The sequence below is a fragment of the Thermogemmatispora sp. genome, assembly GCF_019683755.1.
Lineage (GTDB): Bacteria > Chloroflexota > Ktedonobacteria > Ktedonobacterales > Ktedonobacteraceae > Thermogemmatispora.
Window position 1 is genome coordinate 1 of record NZ_JADGHT010000055.1, and the last position, 18390, is coordinate 18390.

The 18390-nt window shown below is 61.8% G+C and carries 15 protein-coding genes; 14 read left to right on the top strand and 1 reads right to left on the bottom strand.

Features of this window, described 5'->3' with window-relative positions; all coding sequences use genetic code 11:
• Positions 1 to 555 precede the first annotated feature (555 nt).
• The 4 genes from IRZ24_RS06025 (at position 556) to IRZ24_RS06040 (ending at position 5395) form a co-directional block, all read left to right on the top strand.
• A complete protein-coding gene (locus IRZ24_RS06025) occupies positions 556 to 2337 on the top strand; it encodes an NADPH-dependent assimilatory sulfite reductase hemoprotein subunit (protein ID WP_297161176.1) in 1782 nt (593 codons plus the stop codon).
• 192 nt (positions 2338 to 2529) lie between these two features.
• Entirely contained in the window at positions 2530 to 3240 is a 711-nt protein-coding gene (locus IRZ24_RS06030) for a bifunctional precorrin-2 dehydrogenase/sirohydrochlorin ferrochelatase (RefSeq protein ID WP_297161178.1), read from the top strand.
• 21 nt (positions 3241 to 3261) lie between these two features.
• Positions 3262 to 4098, top strand: a complete 837-nt coding sequence (gene cobA / locus IRZ24_RS06035) for a uroporphyrinogen-III C-methyltransferase (protein WP_297161180.1) — start codon at positions 3262 to 3264, stop codon at positions 4096 to 4098.
• A gap of 70 nt (positions 4099 to 4168) precedes the next feature.
• Positions 4169 to 5395: a class I SAM-dependent rRNA methyltransferase gene (locus IRZ24_RS06040; protein ID WP_297161184.1), complete on the top strand. Its 1227-nt coding sequence runs from the start codon at positions 4169 to 4171 to the stop codon at positions 5393 to 5395.
• Between the two features lie 81 nt (positions 5396 to 5476).
• Here the strand turns inward: IRZ24_RS06040 and IRZ24_RS06045 are convergent, their stop codons facing one another.
• On the bottom strand, positions 5477 to 6775 hold the full coding sequence (locus IRZ24_RS06045) for a hypothetical protein (protein WP_297161185.1): 1299 nt from the start codon (positions 6773 to 6775) through the stop codon (positions 5477 to 5479).
• 579 nt (positions 6776 to 7354) lie between these two features.
• Between IRZ24_RS06045 and IRZ24_RS06050 the strand changes: the two genes are divergently transcribed.
• From IRZ24_RS06050 to IRZ24_RS06095, 10 genes are all read left to right on the top strand, one after another.
• Positions 7355 to 8740 (top strand): GAF domain-containing protein, encoded by a 1386-nt coding sequence (locus IRZ24_RS06050; protein ID WP_297161187.1) that lies wholly within the window; start codon positions 7355 to 7357, stop codon positions 8738 to 8740.
• Positions 8715 to 9350, top strand: coding sequence for a response regulator transcription factor (locus tag IRZ24_RS06055; protein ID WP_297161189.1), 636 nt, complete (start codon positions 8715 to 8717; stop codon positions 9348 to 9350). The genes IRZ24_RS06050 and IRZ24_RS06055 overlap by 26 nt, the downstream gene beginning before the upstream one ends.
• 354 nt (positions 9351 to 9704) lie before the next feature.
• Positions 9705 to 10589 (top strand): xanthine dehydrogenase family protein subunit M, encoded by an 885-nt coding sequence (locus IRZ24_RS06060; RefSeq protein ID WP_297161191.1) that lies wholly within the window; start codon positions 9705 to 9707, stop codon positions 10587 to 10589.
• Positions 10586 to 11104, top strand: a complete 519-nt coding sequence (locus tag IRZ24_RS06065) for a (2Fe-2S)-binding protein (protein ID WP_297161194.1) — start codon at positions 10586 to 10588, stop codon at positions 11102 to 11104. Before IRZ24_RS06060 ends, IRZ24_RS06065 begins: the two co-directional genes overlap by 4 nt.
• A 2-nt stretch (positions 11105 to 11106) precedes the next feature.
• Positions 11107 to 13482, top strand: coding sequence for an aerobic carbon-monoxide dehydrogenase large subunit (locus IRZ24_RS06070; protein ID WP_297161196.1), 2376 nt, complete (start codon positions 11107 to 11109; stop codon positions 13480 to 13482).
• A gap of 97 nt (positions 13483 to 13579) precedes the next feature.
• On the top strand, positions 13580 to 14548 hold the full coding sequence (locus IRZ24_RS06075) for an XdhC family protein (protein WP_297161198.1): 969 nt from the start codon (positions 13580 to 13582) through the stop codon (positions 14546 to 14548).
• A gap of 9 nt (positions 14549 to 14557) precedes the next feature.
• A complete protein-coding gene (locus IRZ24_RS06080; RefSeq protein WP_297161200.1) occupies positions 14558 to 15016 on the top strand; it encodes a CoxG family protein in 459 nt (152 codons plus the stop codon).
• Positions 15017 to 15070: 54 nt separating this feature from the next.
• A complete protein-coding gene (locus tag IRZ24_RS06085) occupies positions 15071 to 15916 on the top strand; it encodes a class I SAM-dependent methyltransferase (RefSeq protein WP_297161202.1) in 846 nt (281 codons plus the stop codon).
• A 195-nt stretch (positions 15917 to 16111) separates the two neighbouring features.
• Positions 16112 to 17683: a hypothetical protein gene (locus IRZ24_RS06090; protein WP_297161204.1), complete on the top strand. Its 1572-nt coding sequence runs from the start codon at positions 16112 to 16114 to the stop codon at positions 17681 to 17683.
• Between the two features lie 80 nt (positions 17684 to 17763).
• Entirely contained in the window at positions 17764 to 18261 is a 498-nt protein-coding gene (locus IRZ24_RS06095; protein ID WP_297161205.1) for a hypothetical protein, read from the top strand.
• Positions 18262 to 18390 lie beyond the last annotated feature (129 nt).

Below are 18390 nucleotides of genomic sequence, written 5' to 3' on the forward strand. Positions count from 1 at the left end.
TTGTTTATAAGAGACAGCCGCTATCCAGTTGCAGAAAAAGTCCGACGAGTGACTACGTGGGTGGGCGGCAGTAGGTGGGGGGCTATGAGGTGGGCCACAAGCAGGGTATGGCCGCCGCAAAGTAGGCCGGGCATACCTGGCCCAATGGCTAGGAGCCGGTGGATCGCATTGCTGATCTCCTGCCCTTTGCCTGTCACCAAAAACGCCACTCACCTGCTCTGTAGTTGTCAGCACGGGACTAGTCAGCTGGCAAGGGGAACAGTGAAGCCCCTTGCCGCTGCGGCAGGAAGCCATCTCTGCCAGTGATGGGCTGAAGACGCACATGTTACGCGGGTCGCTGAGGACCTCTCTCAGCGGCCCGTTTTGTCTTGGGCCGCGCCGGCCCATCCCTCTGCGCCGTTCCTCGCTGCCACCGTTGCCAGCTCTCCCCAGGCCATGTCTCACGGCCTCCTGCGCTGCGGCTCTGATGCTCCTATTGACAAACAGTGCTCTGTATCGTATGTTAATTAATAGTTACTATAGTTGATCCATTATGTCAACTTTGAGGACTGAGGTATGGCGACCGAGCAAGAGCATCAGACCCCTGCTTCCGCAGGCAACAACCTTCTGAGCCTGGGAGTCGGCGGTGGCAGCAAGGTAGAGCGCATCAAGGCTGAGAGCCGCTATTTGCGTGGGGAGATTGCCGAGGAGCTGGCTCAGGACACCACGCACTTCAGCGAGGCGCAGGTCCAGCTTATCAAATTCCACGGCATTTATCAGCAGGAGAACCGTGACCTGCGTCAGGCGCGCAAGGCCGCGGGTGAGGAAAAGGCTTATCAATTCATGGTCCGCTCGCGTATTCCGGGGGGCGCATTGACCGCCGAGCAATATCTGGTCGAAGATGATCTAGCGGGCCGCTATGCCAATGGAACCCTTCGTTTCACGACGCGCCAGGGCATTCAGCTTCACGGTGTCTTGAAGCACAATCTACGGGCGACGATTCGCGCCATCAACGAGGCCCTGCTCTCGACGCTGGCGGCCTGTGGCGATGTGAACCGCAATGTGATGGCCTGTCCGGCGCCGGCGCGCAACCGGGCCCAGGCTCAGGTCCAGGAAGTGGCGCGGCAGATCGCACGTCACCTGGCGCCGCGCAGTCGCGCCTATCACGAGATCTGGATCGATGGGCAGCATGTCCATACCGTGGGCACGCCGGAGGAAGAGGAGGTAGAGCCGATCTACGGACCGACCTATTTGCCGCGCAAGTTCAAGATTGGCGTTGCCTTCCCAGGTGATAACTGTATCGACGTCTATACCCAGGATATTGGGCTGGTGGCGGAGCTGGATGATGGCGGCGAGCTAGCCGGCTTTACGGTATTGGTCGGTGGTGGCATGGGGATGACCCACGGCAAAGCTGATACCTATCCGCGTCTGGGGACGCCGCTCTGCTTTGTGCCGGCGGCTGAGGCTCTAGCGGTGGTGGAGACGATTGTGACCATCCAGCGTGACTATGGCGATCGCCAGAACCGCAAGCATGCGCGCATGAAATATGTGGTTGAGGAGCGTGGCATCGAGTGGTTCCGGGCTGAACTAGAGCGTCGCCTGGGGAGGGCGGTCGCAGATCCCCATCCCCTCCACTGGGAGGGAGTGGATGACCACCTGGGCTGGCATGAGCAGGGAGATGGGCGCTGGTTCCTGGGGATTTATGTAGAGAATGGGCGCGTGCGCGATACGGAGTCCTGCCAGTTGCGCACCGGCCTGCGGCGAGCGATCGAGACCTTCCGCCCGGGTATCCGTTTAACCGGACAGCAGAATATCCTGCTGACCGATCTGACGGCGGAGCAGCGTGAGCCGCTGGAGGCTTTGCTGCGCGAGCATGGTATTGAGACGGACCCCACAAAGCTGGGAGTGAAGCGCTATGCCATTGCCTGCCCGGCCTTGCCGACCTGTGGCCTGGCGGTGGCCGAGGCGGAACGCGCTTTGCCTGGTGTGGTGCGCGAGATTGGGCGTCAGATGGAGGAGCTGGGCTTGGCCGGTGAGCGTCTCAGTCTGCGTATGAGTGGCTGCCCCAATGGGTGCGCTCGTCCCTATATGGGCGACATTGGCTTTGTGGGCCGCTCGAAGGATCTCTACAACATCTACGTGGGCGGCGATTGGGAAAATACGCGTCTGACGACGCTCTACGCCGCCTCGGTACCGCTGCGGGAGATCCCGGCCAGGATTCGCCCGTTGTTGTTGCTCTGGCGCGATGAGCGTGCTCCCGGTGAGACCTTTGGCGACTACTGCCATCGCGTTGGGGTGGAGTATCTGCGTCAGCGGGCGCAGGCCCTCAGCGAGCGCGAGCTGAGTGGCTTGCATTGAGAGAGTCGAGAGAAAAGGCGCGCCTGCTGCTCTTTCACGGGAAGCAGGCGCGCTGTTTATAGAGGCCAGGTGAGGACTGGAAGGTGTGGTCAGACATGAGGGGGGACCTGGCGACTTCGCTGACTGAGCAGTTATCTGTCAGTAAGTGAGCGAGTGAGAGAGCTGAGAGAGCAGAGAGGAACGGCGATTACGATGCCGCACTATTACCCGATTATGCTTGATGTGCGCGATCGGCGCGTGGTGGTGATCGGGGGGGATCGCATCGCGGCGGAGAAGGTCCAGGCCTTTGCCGCCTGTGGGGCCCAGGTATGTGTGATTGCTCCTGAGTGCTGCGCTGAGCTAGAGCAGCTAGTCCAGAAACTAGGCCCGCAGGTAGAGCTGTGGCGGCGCACCTATCAGCCGGGCGACCTGGAAGGGGCTTTTGTGGTCATTGCGACAACGCGCGCGCCGGAGCTAGTGGAAGCTATCTGGAACGAGGCCCAGCAGCGTGGGCAGTTGCTCAACATCGTGGATCTGCCCGAGCGCTGCAATTTTATTACGCCCTCGATTCTACGCCGTGATCAGTTGACGGTGGCTGTCTCCACGGAAGGAGCAAGCCCGGGCCTGGCGAAGTTGATCCGTCAGGAACTGGAGCAGCACTTTCCTCCGGCCTATGGTACCTTCCTGCGCCTGGCGGCTGAGGCACGGGCCCTGCTGCGGGCCCAGGGTGTAACCTATGAGCAGCGCGATGCCTTTTTCCAGGAGTTCTACCGTTCGTCGGTCCTGGCTCACCTGGAGGCTGGCGCCGAGAGAGAGGCCCGCGCTCTCATAGGGGGACTGTTGCGCAAGTATGGCGTGGAGGTACCTCAGTCCTTCAGTGATAATGAAGCCGAGGCCGCCGATGGGCATCCGCAGGCCTCGTAGTCTGAGGAAGGAGGCAGATGGATGAATGAGGAGCTGGATCTGCAGGGGGCGACCCTGGAGCGGGGTAAGGTCTATCTGGTGGGGGCTGGTCCTGGCGCGCCTGATCTGATCACCTTGAAGGGCTTGCGTTGCCTGCGGGCTGCCGATGTGGTGCTCTACGATCGCCTGGTCGCGCCCGAGCTGCTGGCGGAGGCGCGAGCTGGGGCGGAGCTGATCTTTGCGGGGAAAAGTCCGGGCTGTCACCAAATGTCTCAAGTGGAGATCAATCGCCTCTTGATCGAGCATGCACGCCGTGGGGCCCTGGTGGTGCGTCTGAAGGGAGGTGATCCCTTTGTCTTTGGGCGCGGTGGCGAAGAGGCCGAGGCGCTGGCGCAGGCTGGTATTCCTTTCGAAGTGGTGCCAGGAGTGAGCGCGGCGCTAGCCGTGCCGGCCTACGCTGGGGTGCCAGTGACCCACCGGGGCCTGGCCTCACTGGTGACCATTGTCACCGGTCATAAGGAGCGTGGTCATGAGGCGAGCGCTGTGGACTGGCAGGCTCTGGCGCGTATTAGGGGAACGCTGGTGATTCTGATGGGGGTTAGGACGCTGCCGCAGATTGCGGCTGAGCTGCAGGCTGGGGGATTGGACCCGGCTACGCCGGCCCTGGTTGTGGAGTGGGGAACGTTGCCGCGGCAACGCGCGGTTCAGGGACGGTTGGCTGAAATCGCAGAGCGGGCAGCTCAGGCTGGCCTGGGGGCACCGGCGGTGGTTGTCATCGGTGAGGTAGTGCGCCTGCGCGAGGCGCTGGCCTGGTTCCGTGCTGAGGGAACGGCTCCCCTTGCTGCCGCTGACCCGTATGCTATAATGGCCGACGAGTAGAGCCGGCAGACTTGCCGGAAGGGAGAAGACAGGGCGGCGTTGCCGCAATCCCGAAAACTGGCCAGTGTCAATGTCTGTACACTATCCACAGGTGCGCTTGAAGCCGCAGCGCGAGGAGCCGCTGCTCAACGGTCATCTCTGGATCTTCTCGGGAGCCTTGCAGCAGGTACCACACGAGGTCGAGCCTGGGGGACTGGTTGAGGTGCGCTCGGCCTCGGGGCAGTTCCTCGGGCGCGGCTATTATCATCCCCGTACCGATATTGCGATCCGTCTACTGACGCGGCGCGAGGAGCCGATCGATGCCGCTCTGCTGCGCCGGCGCATCCGTCGCGCCCAGGAGCTGCGGCGCGTCTTCGACCCCGCTGTGACTAATATCTATCGGCTGGTCCACTCTGAGGGCGATGGCCTGCCTGGTTTGATCGTTGATCGCTACGCTGAAGTGTTGGTGGCCCAGGTGCATACGCTCGGGATGGAGCGTCTCTTCCCCCTCCTGGTGGAGCCACTGCTTGAAGAAACAGGGGCACGTGGCCTGCTGCTGCGGAACGACAGCCAGGCGCGGCGCCGTGAGGGACTGGCCCTAGAGGAGCCACGCCTGCTGGCTGGTGAGGTGCCGCCAGAGGTCGAAGGACGCGAAAACGGCCTGCGCTATCTGATCGATCCCTGGCGCGGGCAAAAAACTGGCTTTTTTCTTGATCAGCGCGACAAGCGCGCCGCACTGGCGAAGTATGTGCGGGCGGTCGTGGCCGAGCTTGCGCCTGGGGATGTGGCGCGCGTGCTCAATTGTTTCGCCTATACTGGTGGCTTCTCGCTGGTGGCCGCCTTAGCCGATGAGCGGGTGCGGGTGACCAGCGTCGACAGCTCTCAGCCAGCGATGGCGGCGGCGCGGCGCCACTTTGCGCTCAACGGGCTGGATGCCAGCCGGCATGCCTTTGTTGTCGCCGACGTCTTTGCCTATCTGGAGGAAGCCCGTGCACGCGGCGAGCGCTTCGACATCGTCGTGCTCGATCCGCCAGCCTTTGCGCGCAGCCACGCGGCGCGGGCCCAGGCTTTGCGTGCCTATCGCCGTCTGAACATGCTGGGCATGAGCGTCCTGCGTCCCGCTGGTATCCTGCTAAGCTGCTCCTGCTCGGGGGCCATCGGCCTGGATGATCTGTCGGGAACGCTCTCCTTGGCGGCGCGCGCTCTCGAGCGTGAGGTTCAGGTGTTGGAGGTCCTGACTCATAGCTGCGATCATCCGGTCAACCTGGCTATGCCCGAGACCCTCTATCTCAAGGCCATCTTCTGTCGTCTCCTCTAGCTAGCGGCTGGCAATCAGGATCACTGCACTGTGCCTGACTCGGCACTGTAGGGTGCAGGGGACATTGCGCGCTCATCGTGCTTATGAAATAGAGAACTGCGGTAGCGTTGGCCAGAGCTGGTGAGCTGCCTGGTTGGCGGCCTGGATGAGGCCAGAGCGGTAGAGCAGCAGTACGTCCAGTGGAGAAGAGGAGGGAGTGACTGGCAGGAAGCGATAGTTCAGAAGGCAGGAAGTATGCTCGAAAGGCAGTGCATGCAGGAGCTGGCCGCTCTCAATGTAGGGAGGGCGCGTCTCAAACGAGAGCTGAGCCACAGCAGCGCGAGCAACAGCGCAGATCGGAGGGGTCTCAAAAGAATCAAGCGTGACCTGCCAGCCTTGTTCCTGCTGCCAGAGCACATGCAGATAGAGCGTGTACTCGTCGCCCTCCAGGGCAGCCCGATCGGGTTGCTGACGAGCGACGATCTGGCCGCTCAGTGTGCTGTAGTCCCAGCTTGTGCGCACCGTTGCCAGCACATTCCAGGTCCCCGCGGGGAAGCCTGAGAGTTGAGGAATCAGCGGTGAAGCAAGCTCAGGAATCAGCGTGCAGAGCGTATGGCAGTTCTGACCGCCGAGATCGCAGCTAGAGGCTGGCTGCTCCCCTGACGCTAACACGAAGAGTGGTGCCAGGCAGATAAACCTGGACTGAAGATCGGTATCAAGCTGCAGCCTGAGCGTCACCCGCAAAGGTTCTTGGGCGATGGCGATCTGGTTGGGCGCGCTGACGCTTATAAACGGCTCCCCTGGCCGCAGTAAGTCGCTCGCCTGAAAGCCGGCGAGGAGATGAGCGATGACTGCAAAAAGCGCCTTCCTCTGTTCGGGTGGCAAAAGCTGACTGGAAGGGGTAAAAGCAAGCAGGTTAGCCTGAAGCCCGCGATAGCTCCCTGTAGGCACCGTGACCAGGGTGTGGGTGTCACAGGCTTCACCGATCGAGAGCTGGCCAGGAACGATTGTCAGGCGACAGCTCTGGCTAAGAAAGGGCGGTGCTTGCCAGATCAGGACATGCGTGCCGGGAGAGAGCACCAGAGGAGGATCGTGCGCGGGATCAGGCAACTTGCTGAGCGGCTGACCGTCGAGCAGAAAGCGGCTGCCCGGCAAGGAGCTGCGCAGATAGAAGAGGTTCTCGCCAGGTGAGAGCGTGCCCTGGGGTATGGGATTAGGTTGGCCACTGCTGAACGGTAAGATGAACCGCGGCACAATGACGATACTGACTAGCCAGAGCAGAGCCACCAGGCCTACTATGATGAGCGAGGTAGGTACCAGGGGAAGCCGCCGCCGCACTCTCGCTGGTCTGGCGTCTTCCTCATGAGCGGAGAACTGAAAAGTAGACTCTTCATCTAACATTGAGTTACCTTCCTCTCCTGCGATCTCAATCGTTAGTGTAACCGACTTCCATGTGATGTGCTGAACCCATACTTCCCATAGAGAAGTACGTCTCTATACTTGTGGATCTCGCAGCCAGCGGTGCCTTTCTCAAGCGGAGAAGAGAGGGGGATCTATGCCTCTTTCACATGATTTCCTCTAAAGAGAAGCCGGAGAGAAAGCAGGAACAGAACGGCGCAGGATAGGAGCGTCGAGCGAAAGGTGGCCCTGGAATGTCCGTTTCACTGGCACAGGTGACAGATCGGCCTGATTTGAAACGACGGAGGTCGCTGCCGGCATAGCCAGGGCCGGGGCCTCCTTGAGCCTCGAGAGAGAACGAGGGGGATCTCAGTCCCCTGTCAACTGCGAGAGCCATACCACAGCCACAGTTGCAAGTTGACATTCTTTACCTATCGTGCCAGCTTCGAGGCTGGCGATGATCATTCCTAGAACACGAGCCAGCGACAACTGCTATAATAATTAGAAGTCAGTCAACGGAGACGAATGGACGTCTTTGCTCGGGCCTGGCTAGTTGCGCGCCAAAGAGAGAAGAAGCCTGCCATGATACAGACCAGCGATGACAGCCAGACGAACCTGATCGCCAGCCTGCAGGAGCGTGCTGAAGAGCTGGCCCAGCTCAACCGCATTGCCATAGCTCTCACCTCCGAATTCGATCTACAGCGTCTGCTCCAGATGATCACCGATGCCGCGCGCAAGGTAACCGCTGCCGAATACGCAGCCTTTTTCCTCATTCCCGAGCTGACCGGAGAGGAGCCGGAGCGACGGAGCAAAAAAGGTCTCTTCCATCTGGCAGCCATCTCTGGGGAGCACGGCGTCGAAGAGCACTTTCGCCACGTGGGGCCGGTCGAAGGTGTAGGTGTGCTGCATCCTGTTTTCTGGAAAGGCACCTCAGTGCTGGTTGACGACGTGCTGGCCGACCGGCGCTATGTTGGCATTCCCCGCGGCCATATCCCAGTACGCAGCTTTCTCGGCGTCCAACTGCGGACACGCGAAGGGTCGATCCTGGGAGCCTTTCTCATCGGACACACCCGGCCCAACCGCTTCAAGCCGCGCCACGTTGAACTCATTGAAGCGCTCAGTGCGCAGGCCGCTGTGGCCATACATAATGCTCAGCTCATTGCCCGCGAGCGGCACGCAATGGAGGAACAGGCCGCGCGCCTCGAACGCGAGGTTCGCGAACGCACCGCCGAGCTGGAGCGGCGCAACCAGGAACTGACCCGTGTAGCCACTGACCTGCAGACCCTGCACCACGAGCTGACCGAGGCCCAAAAGCGCCAGATGCTGGCCGACGAGCGCAGCCGCATTGCCCAGGAGCTACACGACCGTGTTCAGCAGACCCTCTTTACCATTGGCCTCAAAGCCGACTGGGTCCTGGAGCAGCTACCGCCAGGCTCCCCACTAGAGCGGCCCCTCCGCACCATCAAGCAGCTCGCCTCACTCGGCACAGCGCAGGTGCGCGACGCCATCTTTGCCCTCTCTTCCAGCGAGCCTCAGACGCAAGATGGGGGGCTTATCAGCCGCCTGCATACTCTGATCCACGACCTGCGCGAATCCGCTGTCGGTCTAGACATGGACCTGGTTGTCGCCGAGTGGGCCAGTGTCCCGCCGCCAGCAGTGGAAAATGCCCTCTACAACGTAGCGCGCGAGGCCCTCTCTAACGTCCTGCGCCATGCCCAAGCGACCACCGTCGTAGTCACGCTCCAGGTCACGCGCACACAGGCCATGCTGGTCGTGCAAGATAACGGGGTTGGTCTGGCGCCGGAGATCCTGGAAAACTACCGTCACAATCCGGCCCATCTGGGTTTACGTGGCATGCAGCAGCGTGTGAGCGACTGTGGCGGGCGGCTCCTGCTGGTCAATGGCGAGGAAGGTGGCCTAATTGTAAAGGCGGTGATCCCTCTTGATTCGCCTGCTGATCGTCGATGATCACGAGATGGTACGCGAGGGCCTCAAGGCCATGCTGGTCTCGGAGCCAGACTTTGAGATCGTAGGCGAGGCCTCCAATGCCGAGCAGGCCATGACCCTGGTCGAGCGCCTGCATCCCGACATCATTCTCCTCGATGTGCGCCTGCCGGGAGTGAGCGGCGTAGCCCTCTGCCGTCAGGTCTGCGAGCGCTATCCCGAGATCGGTGTCATCATCGTGACCACCTATACTGATGAAAACCTGGTAGCCGAGTGCCTCCAGGCGGGGGCCCGTGGTTACATTGTCAAAGACATCGAGCGCTTCGACCTCAAGCGCTCCATCAGGGCTGTAGCTCGCGGTGAGGCGGCCATCGACCCCAAAGCGGCGGTGGCGGTCCTGGCCCATCTGCGTCGGACGCCGGTGCGTCAGGAGCCGGCGCCCGAGCCGCTCAGCGCTCAGCAGCTCGTCATTCTGCGTCTCATTGCTCAGGGCCTCTCCAGCCGCGAGATTGCCGCCAAGCTCTACCTCAGCGAAAATACCGTCAAGAGCTACGTGCAGGAGATTCTCCATCGCCTGGGAGTCAAGAACCGCACAGAGGCCGTCATGGTAGCCGTCAAGCAGGGCTGGCTCTAAGGCATCAAGCTGCGCCAGCTCACCCGCCACCTGGTGCAGCTTTTACCGAGAGGTCACCCTCCAAAAGCAGGGGAGCAAGACCCTGCATTTGGGGGTAACAACTGCTTCCCCGCGCTGGCTATACTGAAAACGTATCGGAGTGCAAGTTTCCCAGCCACGCGAACCACGCAACGCTCTGCTCAGTCTTGAAATGCTCTGCGACGATCTACATGCCGAGTGAACGGTGGACAGAACCCAGCCAGCCGGGCGACCGATCTCAGAGAAGGGGCCGTACCTCAAACAATGGCTCACGGCGGCTAGCGCTGTTCTGTCCTCTCAGGAGGCTGCCAGTGACGAAACGGAGGTGAACTCCCCTTGATTCCTGGTCCTTTTGACTATCAGGTGGCCGGCAGCGTTGCCGAAGCCATCGCCCTACTGGACCGGTACGGCGCCGATGCCAAGGTGCTCGCGGGTGGGCACAGCCTTATACCCCTCCTGCGCTTTCGCCTCGCCTCCCCCGCCGTGCTGGTAGACATCAACCGCCTGCGTGACCTCGAGTACATCCAAGAAGCCGATGGGGTCCTCCACCTTGGCGCGCTCACACGCGAAGTCGAGCTAGAGACCTCGGACCTCATTCGCCGGCGCTATCCCATTTTAGCGGACACGGCGCGCGTCATTGCTGATCCCGTGGTGCGCAATTGGGCCACCGTTGGCGGCAACCTGGCCCACGCCGATCCCGCCAATGATCACCCAGCAACCATGCTTGCCCTAGGTGCCCAGCTTGTGGCCACTGGCCCTGCGGGTCAGCGCCTGATGGCCATCGAGAACTTTTTCACCGACAGCAGCTTTGAAACAACCCTCCAGCCCAACGAGCTGCTCACCGAGATCCGTATTCCGGCCCCAAGCGAGCGCAGCGGTGGCGCCTATTTAAAGCTGGAGCGCAAGGTCGGTGACTATGCCATTGCCGGCGTGGCCGTCTATCTCACTCTGGATGGTAACGATCATGTTACCTACGCTGGCATCGGCCTGACCAACGTCGGCCCGACTCCCATCAAGGCCCGTGCTGCTGAGCAGCTCTTGCTGGGCAGGCCCCTCGAGGAGGCAGTCATCGCCCAGGCCGCCAGGCAAGCTGCCGCCGAGGCCCAACCCGTCAGCGACCTGCGCGGTCCTGCTGACTACAAGCGGGCGATGGTTGAGACCTTGACCATCCGGGCGCTGCGTCTGGCACGCAGTCGCGCAACAGGAGGCGCATCGCGATGAGCATCCATCACATTCATGTCACGATCAACGGCAAGCACTATGAAGGCGACGTTGAAGCGCGTACCCTGCTCGTCCACTGGCTGCGCGACAGCCTGCGCCTCACAGGTACCCACATCGGTTGTGATACCTCCTCCTGCGGCGCCTGTACCATTCTTGTCGACGGCAAGGCCGTCAAATCCTGCACCATGCTGGCTGTCCAGGCCGATGGGCGCGAGCTGCTGACCGTTGAGGGCCTGGAGCAGAACGGCAAGCTGCACCCACTGCAGGAGGGCTTTCACGTCGAGCATGCCCTCCAGTGTGGCTACTGCACACCGGGCATGATGATGGCCGCCCTGGCCCTGCTCAAACGCAATCCCAGTCCCAGCGAGCAAGAGATTCGCGAAGGCATCTCGGGCAATCTCTGCCGCTGCACGGGCTACGTCAACATCGTGAAGGCCATCCAATACGCTGCGCAGAAACTGCGCGAACCACAACCCGAGCAGGTACCCGCCGGCAGCGGCGGCGGAGGTGAATAGCCATGACCACTAGCAGTGCAGGACCCCATGTACACGGGCTGGGAGAACCCTACAAGCGCAAGGAAGACGCGCGCTTCATTCGAGGCAAAGGCAACTACGTCGACGATATCCAGCTCCCCGGCATGCTCTACGGCGACATCGTGCGCAGTCCCTATGCCCACGCCCTGATCAAAAGCATCGACACCAGCAAGGCCTTGCAGGTGCCGGGCGTGGTCGCCGTCATCACCGGCAAAGACCTGGAGGCCGCTGGCCTGGCCTGGATGCCGACACTCTCAGGAGACAGCGAAGCCGTGCTGGCTGTCGATCGCGTGCTCTACCAAATGCAAGAGGTCGCCTTCGTTGTCGCTGAGAGCCGCTACGCGGCTGCCGACGGCGCTGCCGCCGTCGAGGTCGACTACGAGCCGCTGCCCGTTGTCGTTGACCCTCACAAAGCTCTCGCGCCCGACGCTCCCTTGCTGCGGCCCGACAAGAAAGATCGCCAGCCGACCAACCAGATCTACCACTGGGAAACTGGCGACCGCGCCGCCACCGATGCCGCTTTTGCCGAGGCCGAACAGAACGGCATTGTAGTCCGCCAGGACATGTACATTCCGCGCATTCACCCGGCGCCCATCGAGACCTGTGGCTGTGTGGCCGACTACAACACAGCCACTGGCAAACTGACCGTCTGGATGACCTCCCAGGCGCCACATGCCCATCGCACGCTCTTCGCCATTGTCTCAGGGCTGCCCGAGCATCGTATTCGCATCATCTCGCCCGATGTGGGCGGTGGCTTCGGCAACAAAGTGCCCGTCTATCCCGGCTATGTCTGCGCCGTAGTGGCCGCCCTCAAGACGGGCAGGCCGGTCAAATGGATCGAGGACCGTACCGAGAACCTGACCAGCACCGGCTTTGCGCGCGACTACCACATCCACGCGGAGATCGCCGCTGACAAGGACGGCACAGTCAAAGCTTTGCGTGTCTATACTCTGGCCGACCACGGTGCCTTTGATGCAGCAGCCCAGCCGACCAAGTTTCCCGCTGGCCTCTTCCACATCTGTACAGGCTCCTACGACTTCAAGCACGCCCATGTCGCCGTTGATGCCGTGCATACCAACAAAGCTCCTGGCGGCATCGCTTACCGCTGCTCCTTCCGCGTCACCGAGGCCTCCTATCTGATTGAGCGCATGATGGATACGTTGGCGCGCGAAGTAGGCAAAGATCCCGCGGAGATCCGCCTGCAGAACTTCATCAAGCCCGAAGCCTTTCCCTATCGCTCGGCCCTGGGCTGGACCTATGACAGTGGCAATTACGAAGGTGCCCTACGCCTGGCGATGGAGAAGATCGGCTACGAGGAGCTGCGTCGCGAACAGGCCGAGAGGCGAGCGCGCGGTGAACTCATGGGCATCGGCATCTCCTCTTTCACCGAGATTGTCGGGGCTGGCCCTGGCAAACACTTCGACATTGCCGGCATCCAGATGTTCGATAGCTGTGAAATCCGCGTCCATCCCACAGGCAAGGTCCTGGCGCGCATCGGCGTCCAGACGCAGGGCCAGGGTCACGAGACCACCTTTGCCCAGATCATCGCCGCCGAGCTAGGCATTTCACCCGATGACGTCGACGTCGAGCACGGCGACACCGATACCGCTCCCTATGGCCTGGGCACCTACGCCAGCCGCAGCACCCCTGTCGGAGGCGCTGCCACCGCCGTAGCCGCGCGCAAGATCCGCGACAAGGCGCGCAAGATCGCCGCCTATTTGCTGGAAGTAGGCGAAGAAGATCTTGAATGGGAGCCGGGGCGCTTCTACGTGCGCGGCAGCCCGAGCAAAGGCAAGACCATCCAGGAGATTGCCTTTGCTGCCTACACCAACTGCCCGCCCTATCTGGAGCCGGGTCTGGAGGCCGTCAACTACTACGACCCGCCCAATCTGACCTATCCCTTTGGCAGCTATATCTGCGTCGTCGACATTGACCGCGGCACCGGCGAAGTGCACATTCGCCGCTTCCTGGCCGTTGACGATTGCGGCACGGTCATCAACCCGATGATCGTTGAAGGGCAGATCCACGGCGGCCTGACCCAGGGATTAGCGCCGGCCCTCTACGAGCAACTGGCCTACGATGAGAACGGCAATGTCTTGGGAAGCAACTTCCAGGACTATCTGATCCCGACGGCAGTGGAGACCCCGCGCTGGGAGACAGCGCGCACAGTGACACCTTCGCCGCATCACCCCATTGGAGCCAAAGGCGTGGGCGAGTCGCCGACTGTTGGCGCTCCCCAGGCCATTGCCAACGCCGTAGTCGATGCCCTGGCGCATGTCGGCGTCCGTCATATCGACATTCCTATCACTCCCTGGAAGGTCTGGGCCATTCTCAAAGAGAAAGGACTTGCCACGGCCTAGCGTGGCGCTGAGCAATCCTGACCAGGTGGATAAAGGCAGCCGTGAGCCGGTGAGCCGCTGACCGCTTGCCGGTTCCTGCTGCCTGGAGGGAACGGCTATGCCTGAGAATGTGCTCAAACTGGCTCAGCGTCTGGAGCAGGCGCGCAAACCTTTCGTCCTGGCGACCGTGGTCTGGTGCGAGCGGCCCACCTCAGCCAAGCCCGGGGCGCGGGCCTTGATCCAGGCCGATGGAAGCGTCAGCGGCTGGATCGGCGGGAGCTGTGCCCAGCCCGTAGTTGTACGCGAAGCTCTGCGCTTGCTACACGAAGGAGGTGACCCCTATCTCCTGCGCCTGGGAGCGTCGGAGGCTGGTCTCGCGCGGGCCGGCCCTGGTGTGCGCGTCTTCCCCATGACCTGTAGCAGCGGAGGCGTTCTGGACATCTATATGGAGCCACATTTGCCGCAGCCACGCCTCTTTCTGATCGGCGCCTCGCCGGTTGTGACCGCTCTGGCACGTCTGGCGCCCGTACTGGACTTTGCCATTGTGCGCGTCGATGAGAGCGGCCTCCTCACGATGCAGCCTGATGAACGCAGCGCTATCCTGGTAGCCACGCACGGCGAATACGACGAAGAGGCTGTCGCCCGTGCCTTGCGTAGTCCCGCCTGGTATGTCGGCATGGTTGGCAGCCGTCGCCGGGCTGAAGCCTGCCGTCAGTATCTGCGGGAAGCCGGCTTCCAAGAAAGCGTCATTGCGCGCCTGCGTGCCCCCGCGGGTCTGGATGTGGGAGCGGTCACGCCCGAGGAAATCGCGGCCAGCATTCTAGCCGAGCTGGTCCAGGTGCGCCGGCGCCAGGCTACCCAGAAGCCGGAGATGAGCGAGCCGGCGTCTGCCTCTGCCGCGTCGGCGACGCCGGCAACGGCCATTGATCCGGTCTGTGGTATGATAGTAGAAGTAGCCGCTGCCAGGCAGTGCAGCACCTATCAAGGGCAAGACTTCTATTTCTGCTGCCCCGCCTGCAAGCGGCTCTTTGAAAGCGATCCGCAGCGCTATCTTGCGCCCAAGGCACATGCAACACACGAAAGGTGACAGGCCGCTATGGATTTCTCTGGTTCGCAGACCATTGCTGCCCCGATCGATAAGGTCTGGGCCTTCCTGCTGGATGTCAACAAGGTTGCCGAGTGTGCTCCGGGCTTCCAGAGCCTTGAAGTACTGGGAGAGGAGCACTGGAAGGCGGTGGTGAGCGTCGGCATCGGCGCCGTGAAGGCCAAGTTTACGCTGGATGTAACGCGACCCGAGATGCATGAACCGGATCACATGGTTGTGAAGGCCCGCGGGAAGGCTCCGGGCAGCGCCGTAGAGCTGGCGGGTGATATGCACCTGACGGCGGTCGATAGCAACCAAACGCGCATGGACTGGGAGGCTAAAGTCATCGTGAGCGGGACAATCGCCAGCGTGGGGGCCCGCCTCTTGCAAGGGACGGCTGAGAAGCTGACCGGCCAGTTCTTCTCCTGCCTGAAGGCCAAGCTCGAACCTGGAGGAGCCGCCCAGGGTTAGCGAGCTATCGGCTGAGGTCTTGGCCCGGAGGAGAACAGACGAAGGAGCAGGGCTATGGAGAGCGCGCTTGAACGCTGGTATGCCATTCATGATGCGCGTGCGCGACAGATGGAGGAGATCTATGCCCGCCTGGGACGCTCCAGCGCCCAATTCTGGGACCGGCGTGCGCGCTTTTACCATCGCAGCACGCGCGAGCGCGGCGTGAGCGATCCATTCTTTCTGCACCTCCGTCAGGAGCTAGAGCCGTCGCTCACCGTGCTCGATGTGGGAGCTGGAACGGGCCGCTTTGCACTGGCTGTCGCGCCGCTGGTCCAGACCGTCTATGCGGTCGAGCCAAACGCGACTATGCTGAGCTATCTACGCCAGGAGGCCGCGGAGCGTGGAGTAGACAATATCGTGACGATCCAGTCGACCTGGGAAGCGGCTCCGGCTGATCTGCAGGCCGACATCGTCCTCTGTAGCCATGTGCTCTATCCGATCCGCGAAGTGGTCCCCTTTGTCGAGAAGCTGCGCGCCGCTGCCCGGCGGACCTGCTATATCTATATGCGGGCCACCCACCTTGATGAGTTTACCGCTCCCGTCTGGCGCCACTTTCATGGAAGGGAACTGGCTCGCCCGCCAGCCTATATTCACCTGCTAGATGTCCTCTTTGAGATGGGCATCTACGCCAATGTGGAGATCGTCAAGACACCCCTCTCGCTGCGCTACCCCTCTCTCGATGAGGCCGTGGACGAGCTGCTAGAGCAGCTGCTCCTGCCCGATGATGAGGCAACGCGTCGCGAGCTACGTACCTTCCTGGAGGGCTGGCTGGTGCCTGACAAGGGCGAACTGGCGGTACCCGGCAAAGAGGTGGTCAGCGCCATTATCTGGTTCCCGGGAGCCGGCTGCTCCAGCGCCTGACATTTCGTCGCTCACGCGCTTGACTGATCAGTCCTCCGGCTGGCCGATCAGGCCAAGGTCACCCTCCATTGCTACGGCTCAGCCGCACCAGCGATCAGGGCGCTCGCTGGCGCGGCTAGCTGGCTTGCCTCTTGTCGCTCTCTTCTCGATGTGCTACTATCCTGGCAGATTGTCCATGAGGAGCTGAGCATCTGCATGCAAGAAGCCGAACGTTCTGAGCGCACTTCCGCCGCTCCCCAGGCCCAGGCAGGCGCCGAGGAGAAGCCTGCAGCCTCTGAGACGACGGAGCAGCAGGCAGGCGAGACGACTGCGACAGCCCCGCCGGTCATTGTTCCCGCTGAAGGGAAGCGACGGCCTCGCTCGAAAGATGGACCCGACTGGCTGGCGGTGGAGGCCGTGACTGTGGTGGGATTGCTCTTCGCTATTATTGCCCGCTTGAATATCCAGCCCTCAACAGCGCTGGTGCCTGTGGCGGTGCTGGCAGCTCCCGGCTGTGGCCTGCTAGTAACGGCCATCCGTAAGCTGCGCACCTTGCAGCGTCCTGGCTTGCTGGAGGCAGCCCTATCCGGCGCTATTCTGGCCCTGTGTCATCTGGGGGCCGCCCTGACCTATCCCTCAGTACTGTCGACGCTCTTGACTCAGGCCGAACTGCGCCTGGCCTTTTTGAGCACCTGGGGCCTGATAACCATCTTTGCCCTAGTGCTCAGCTTGGTGGGAGCTGTGCTCGGCCATTTAGCTTTTGCGCCACTACGGCCTGTGCCGGCTCGTGCCGCTGAGCCAACTGGAGAGCAGGTAGCAGCCTCGGACCAGGCGGAGGCTGCTGACGACGAGCAGGTGACGGTCGTTTCGCTTAGGCATGGTGTGCAGGACGAAGAGGAAGAGAAGGCGGCGCAGGCAGGCAGTGCCTTAGCAGATAGCGGTGGGGAGGAGACCAAGAGACTGGGCGCAGCGGAAGAACTGTCAGCGCCTGTCGACCAGCGTTCAGATGAAGAGCTGGGAGCTGAGGAAGAGGAGCAAGAACAGGCAGAGGAAGCGCAAGCTGAGCCAGAAGAGACCGGCGCGACGGCGACCGGTACAACGCCGGCACGCCGCTCACTGCTGAGCTATGCTATTGCCGTGCTCTTCCTGGCCTTACTGCCAACGGTGGTCGGCTATCTCTTTGCGGCGGCCTACGATGCCATGTTTGTGCTCTACCAGTTCGCACCCGGTCCCTTTCCGACGCTGCGCCTGCTGTCAGCCCTTTTGCCCTGGCAGGTACCCATTCACATCGACCTTAGCCGTCCCGATGCGGCCTTGATTATTTTCTCGCTGCTCTGGCGAATCCCGCTCTTCCTCGGCAATGGGACCATGTTCGATGTCTTGGCTCTGGAGCCGCTAGTTTTAAACGGAGCGGCCCTGGCTTTGCTGCTCCTAAGCACCTATGGCTACGAGACGCCAGAAGCGTTGACGGCCTCCCGGGAAGCGTTGCCGCTGCCGAGTTGGTCACACTATCTCTTGCTGACGGCTTTGCTGGGCCTGGGGCTGGTACTGGCGCCCGATCTCTGGGTCTTTCAAGGTCTAGCGGGTCTGTTGCAGATCCCTCACGCCGATATCGCGCTGCCCCTGCGTACCCTGCGTGTCCTCGATCCGCTCACGTTTAGCCTGAATCTCGTGACGGGGCCGCTGCTCTCTCTGTTACTGGCGCTGCTCCTGCGCTGGCAATATGGACGAGCCCGCGCTATCCAAAGCAGGCAGGCCGCTGACATGCAGCCCACAGCACGCTCATAAGCGGAGTCGGTGCTGACTGTACCTGGCTCTGCCCGGCTGGTAATCACGCTTATTCTTTATTTATGTGAGTACGTGCACTGATGAGCGATCCACGGATACTGATCATCTTTGGTCTCTTCTTTGTGGTGTTGGGGGGATATAACCTGGTGGTGGGGCGCCGTCGTCTGCTTGCGCACCCGGGCAGCTCCCCCCTCAAGCAAGTCAATATTCTTACTGGCAGCGAATACCTGTTGCTGGCGCTGGTTTTCTTTATCAGCGCGCTGGCCAGAACGACGCTGCTGCCAGCGTGGACGGCGCCCTATCTCTTGGGCGTCTCCTTCGCCTTACTGATCATCTCCCTCGTGCTGGCGGTCATGGTCGTACGCATGGGCTTTCGGGGGAGAACCGCTTCCGGTCAATCTTCGGAGACAGCCTCGGGGGCCGATGGTAGTCAGGCCAAAGCTGCGGCTCAAACGACCACAGGGCCTGAGATCGATCCAGCCCTGAAGGAGGCTCAGCGCCGTGAGCGTCGGCGTCGTCGTTTAGAATATCGACGTAAAAGAGCTGAGCAGCGTCGCCGACGAGCCGGCAAAGCCTAGGCCAGTCTGGGTTGGAGAGAGCTGGGGGCTGGCTGGGGCGGCTGGCTTCTTGAAGGAGTAAGAGAGGCAGGGAAGCCGATCAATAAAGAGAGGGAACAAAGGCTGTGGGCGCAAAGGGGTGAGATGACC

Coding starts and splice junctions, on each gene's coding strand:
- IRZ24_RS06080 (WP_297161200.1), top strand. CDS start 14,558: ATGGATTTCTCTGGTTCGCAGACCATTGCTGCCCCGATCGATAAGGTC.
- IRZ24_RS06095 (WP_297161205.1), top strand. CDS start 17,764: ATGAGCGATCCACGGATACTGATCATCTTTGGTCTCTTCTTTGTGGTG.
- IRZ24_RS06075 (WP_297161198.1), top strand. CDS start 13,580: ATGCCTGAGAATGTGCTCAAACTGGCTCAGCGTCTGGAGCAGGCGCGC.
- IRZ24_RS06045 (WP_297161185.1), bottom strand. CDS start 6,775: ATGTTAGATGAAGAGTCTACTTTTCAGTTCTCCGCTCATGAGGAAGAC.
- IRZ24_RS06050 (WP_297161187.1), top strand. CDS start 7,355: ATGATACAGACCAGCGATGACAGCCAGACGAACCTGATCGCCAGCCTG.
- IRZ24_RS06040 (WP_297161184.1), top strand. CDS start 4,169: ATGTCTGTACACTATCCACAGGTGCGCTTGAAGCCGCAGCGCGAGGAG.
- cobA (WP_297161180.1), top strand. CDS start 3,262: ATGAATGAGGAGCTGGATCTGCAGGGGGCGACCCTGGAGCGGGGTAAG.
- IRZ24_RS06090 (WP_297161204.1), top strand. CDS start 16,112: ATGCAAGAAGCCGAACGTTCTGAGCGCACTTCCGCCGCTCCCCAGGCC.
- IRZ24_RS06085 (WP_297161202.1), top strand. CDS start 15,071: ATGGAGAGCGCGCTTGAACGCTGGTATGCCATTCATGATGCGCGTGCG.
- IRZ24_RS06070 (WP_297161196.1), top strand. CDS start 11,107: ATGACCACTAGCAGTGCAGGACCCCATGTACACGGGCTGGGAGAACCC.
- IRZ24_RS06030 (WP_297161178.1), top strand. CDS start 2,530: ATGCCGCACTATTACCCGATTATGCTTGATGTGCGCGATCGGCGCGTG.
- IRZ24_RS06065 (WP_297161194.1), top strand. CDS start 10,586: ATGAGCATCCATCACATTCATGTCACGATCAACGGCAAGCACTATGAA.
- IRZ24_RS06025 (WP_297161176.1), top strand. CDS start 556: ATGGCGACCGAGCAAGAGCATCAGACCCCTGCTTCCGCAGGCAACAAC.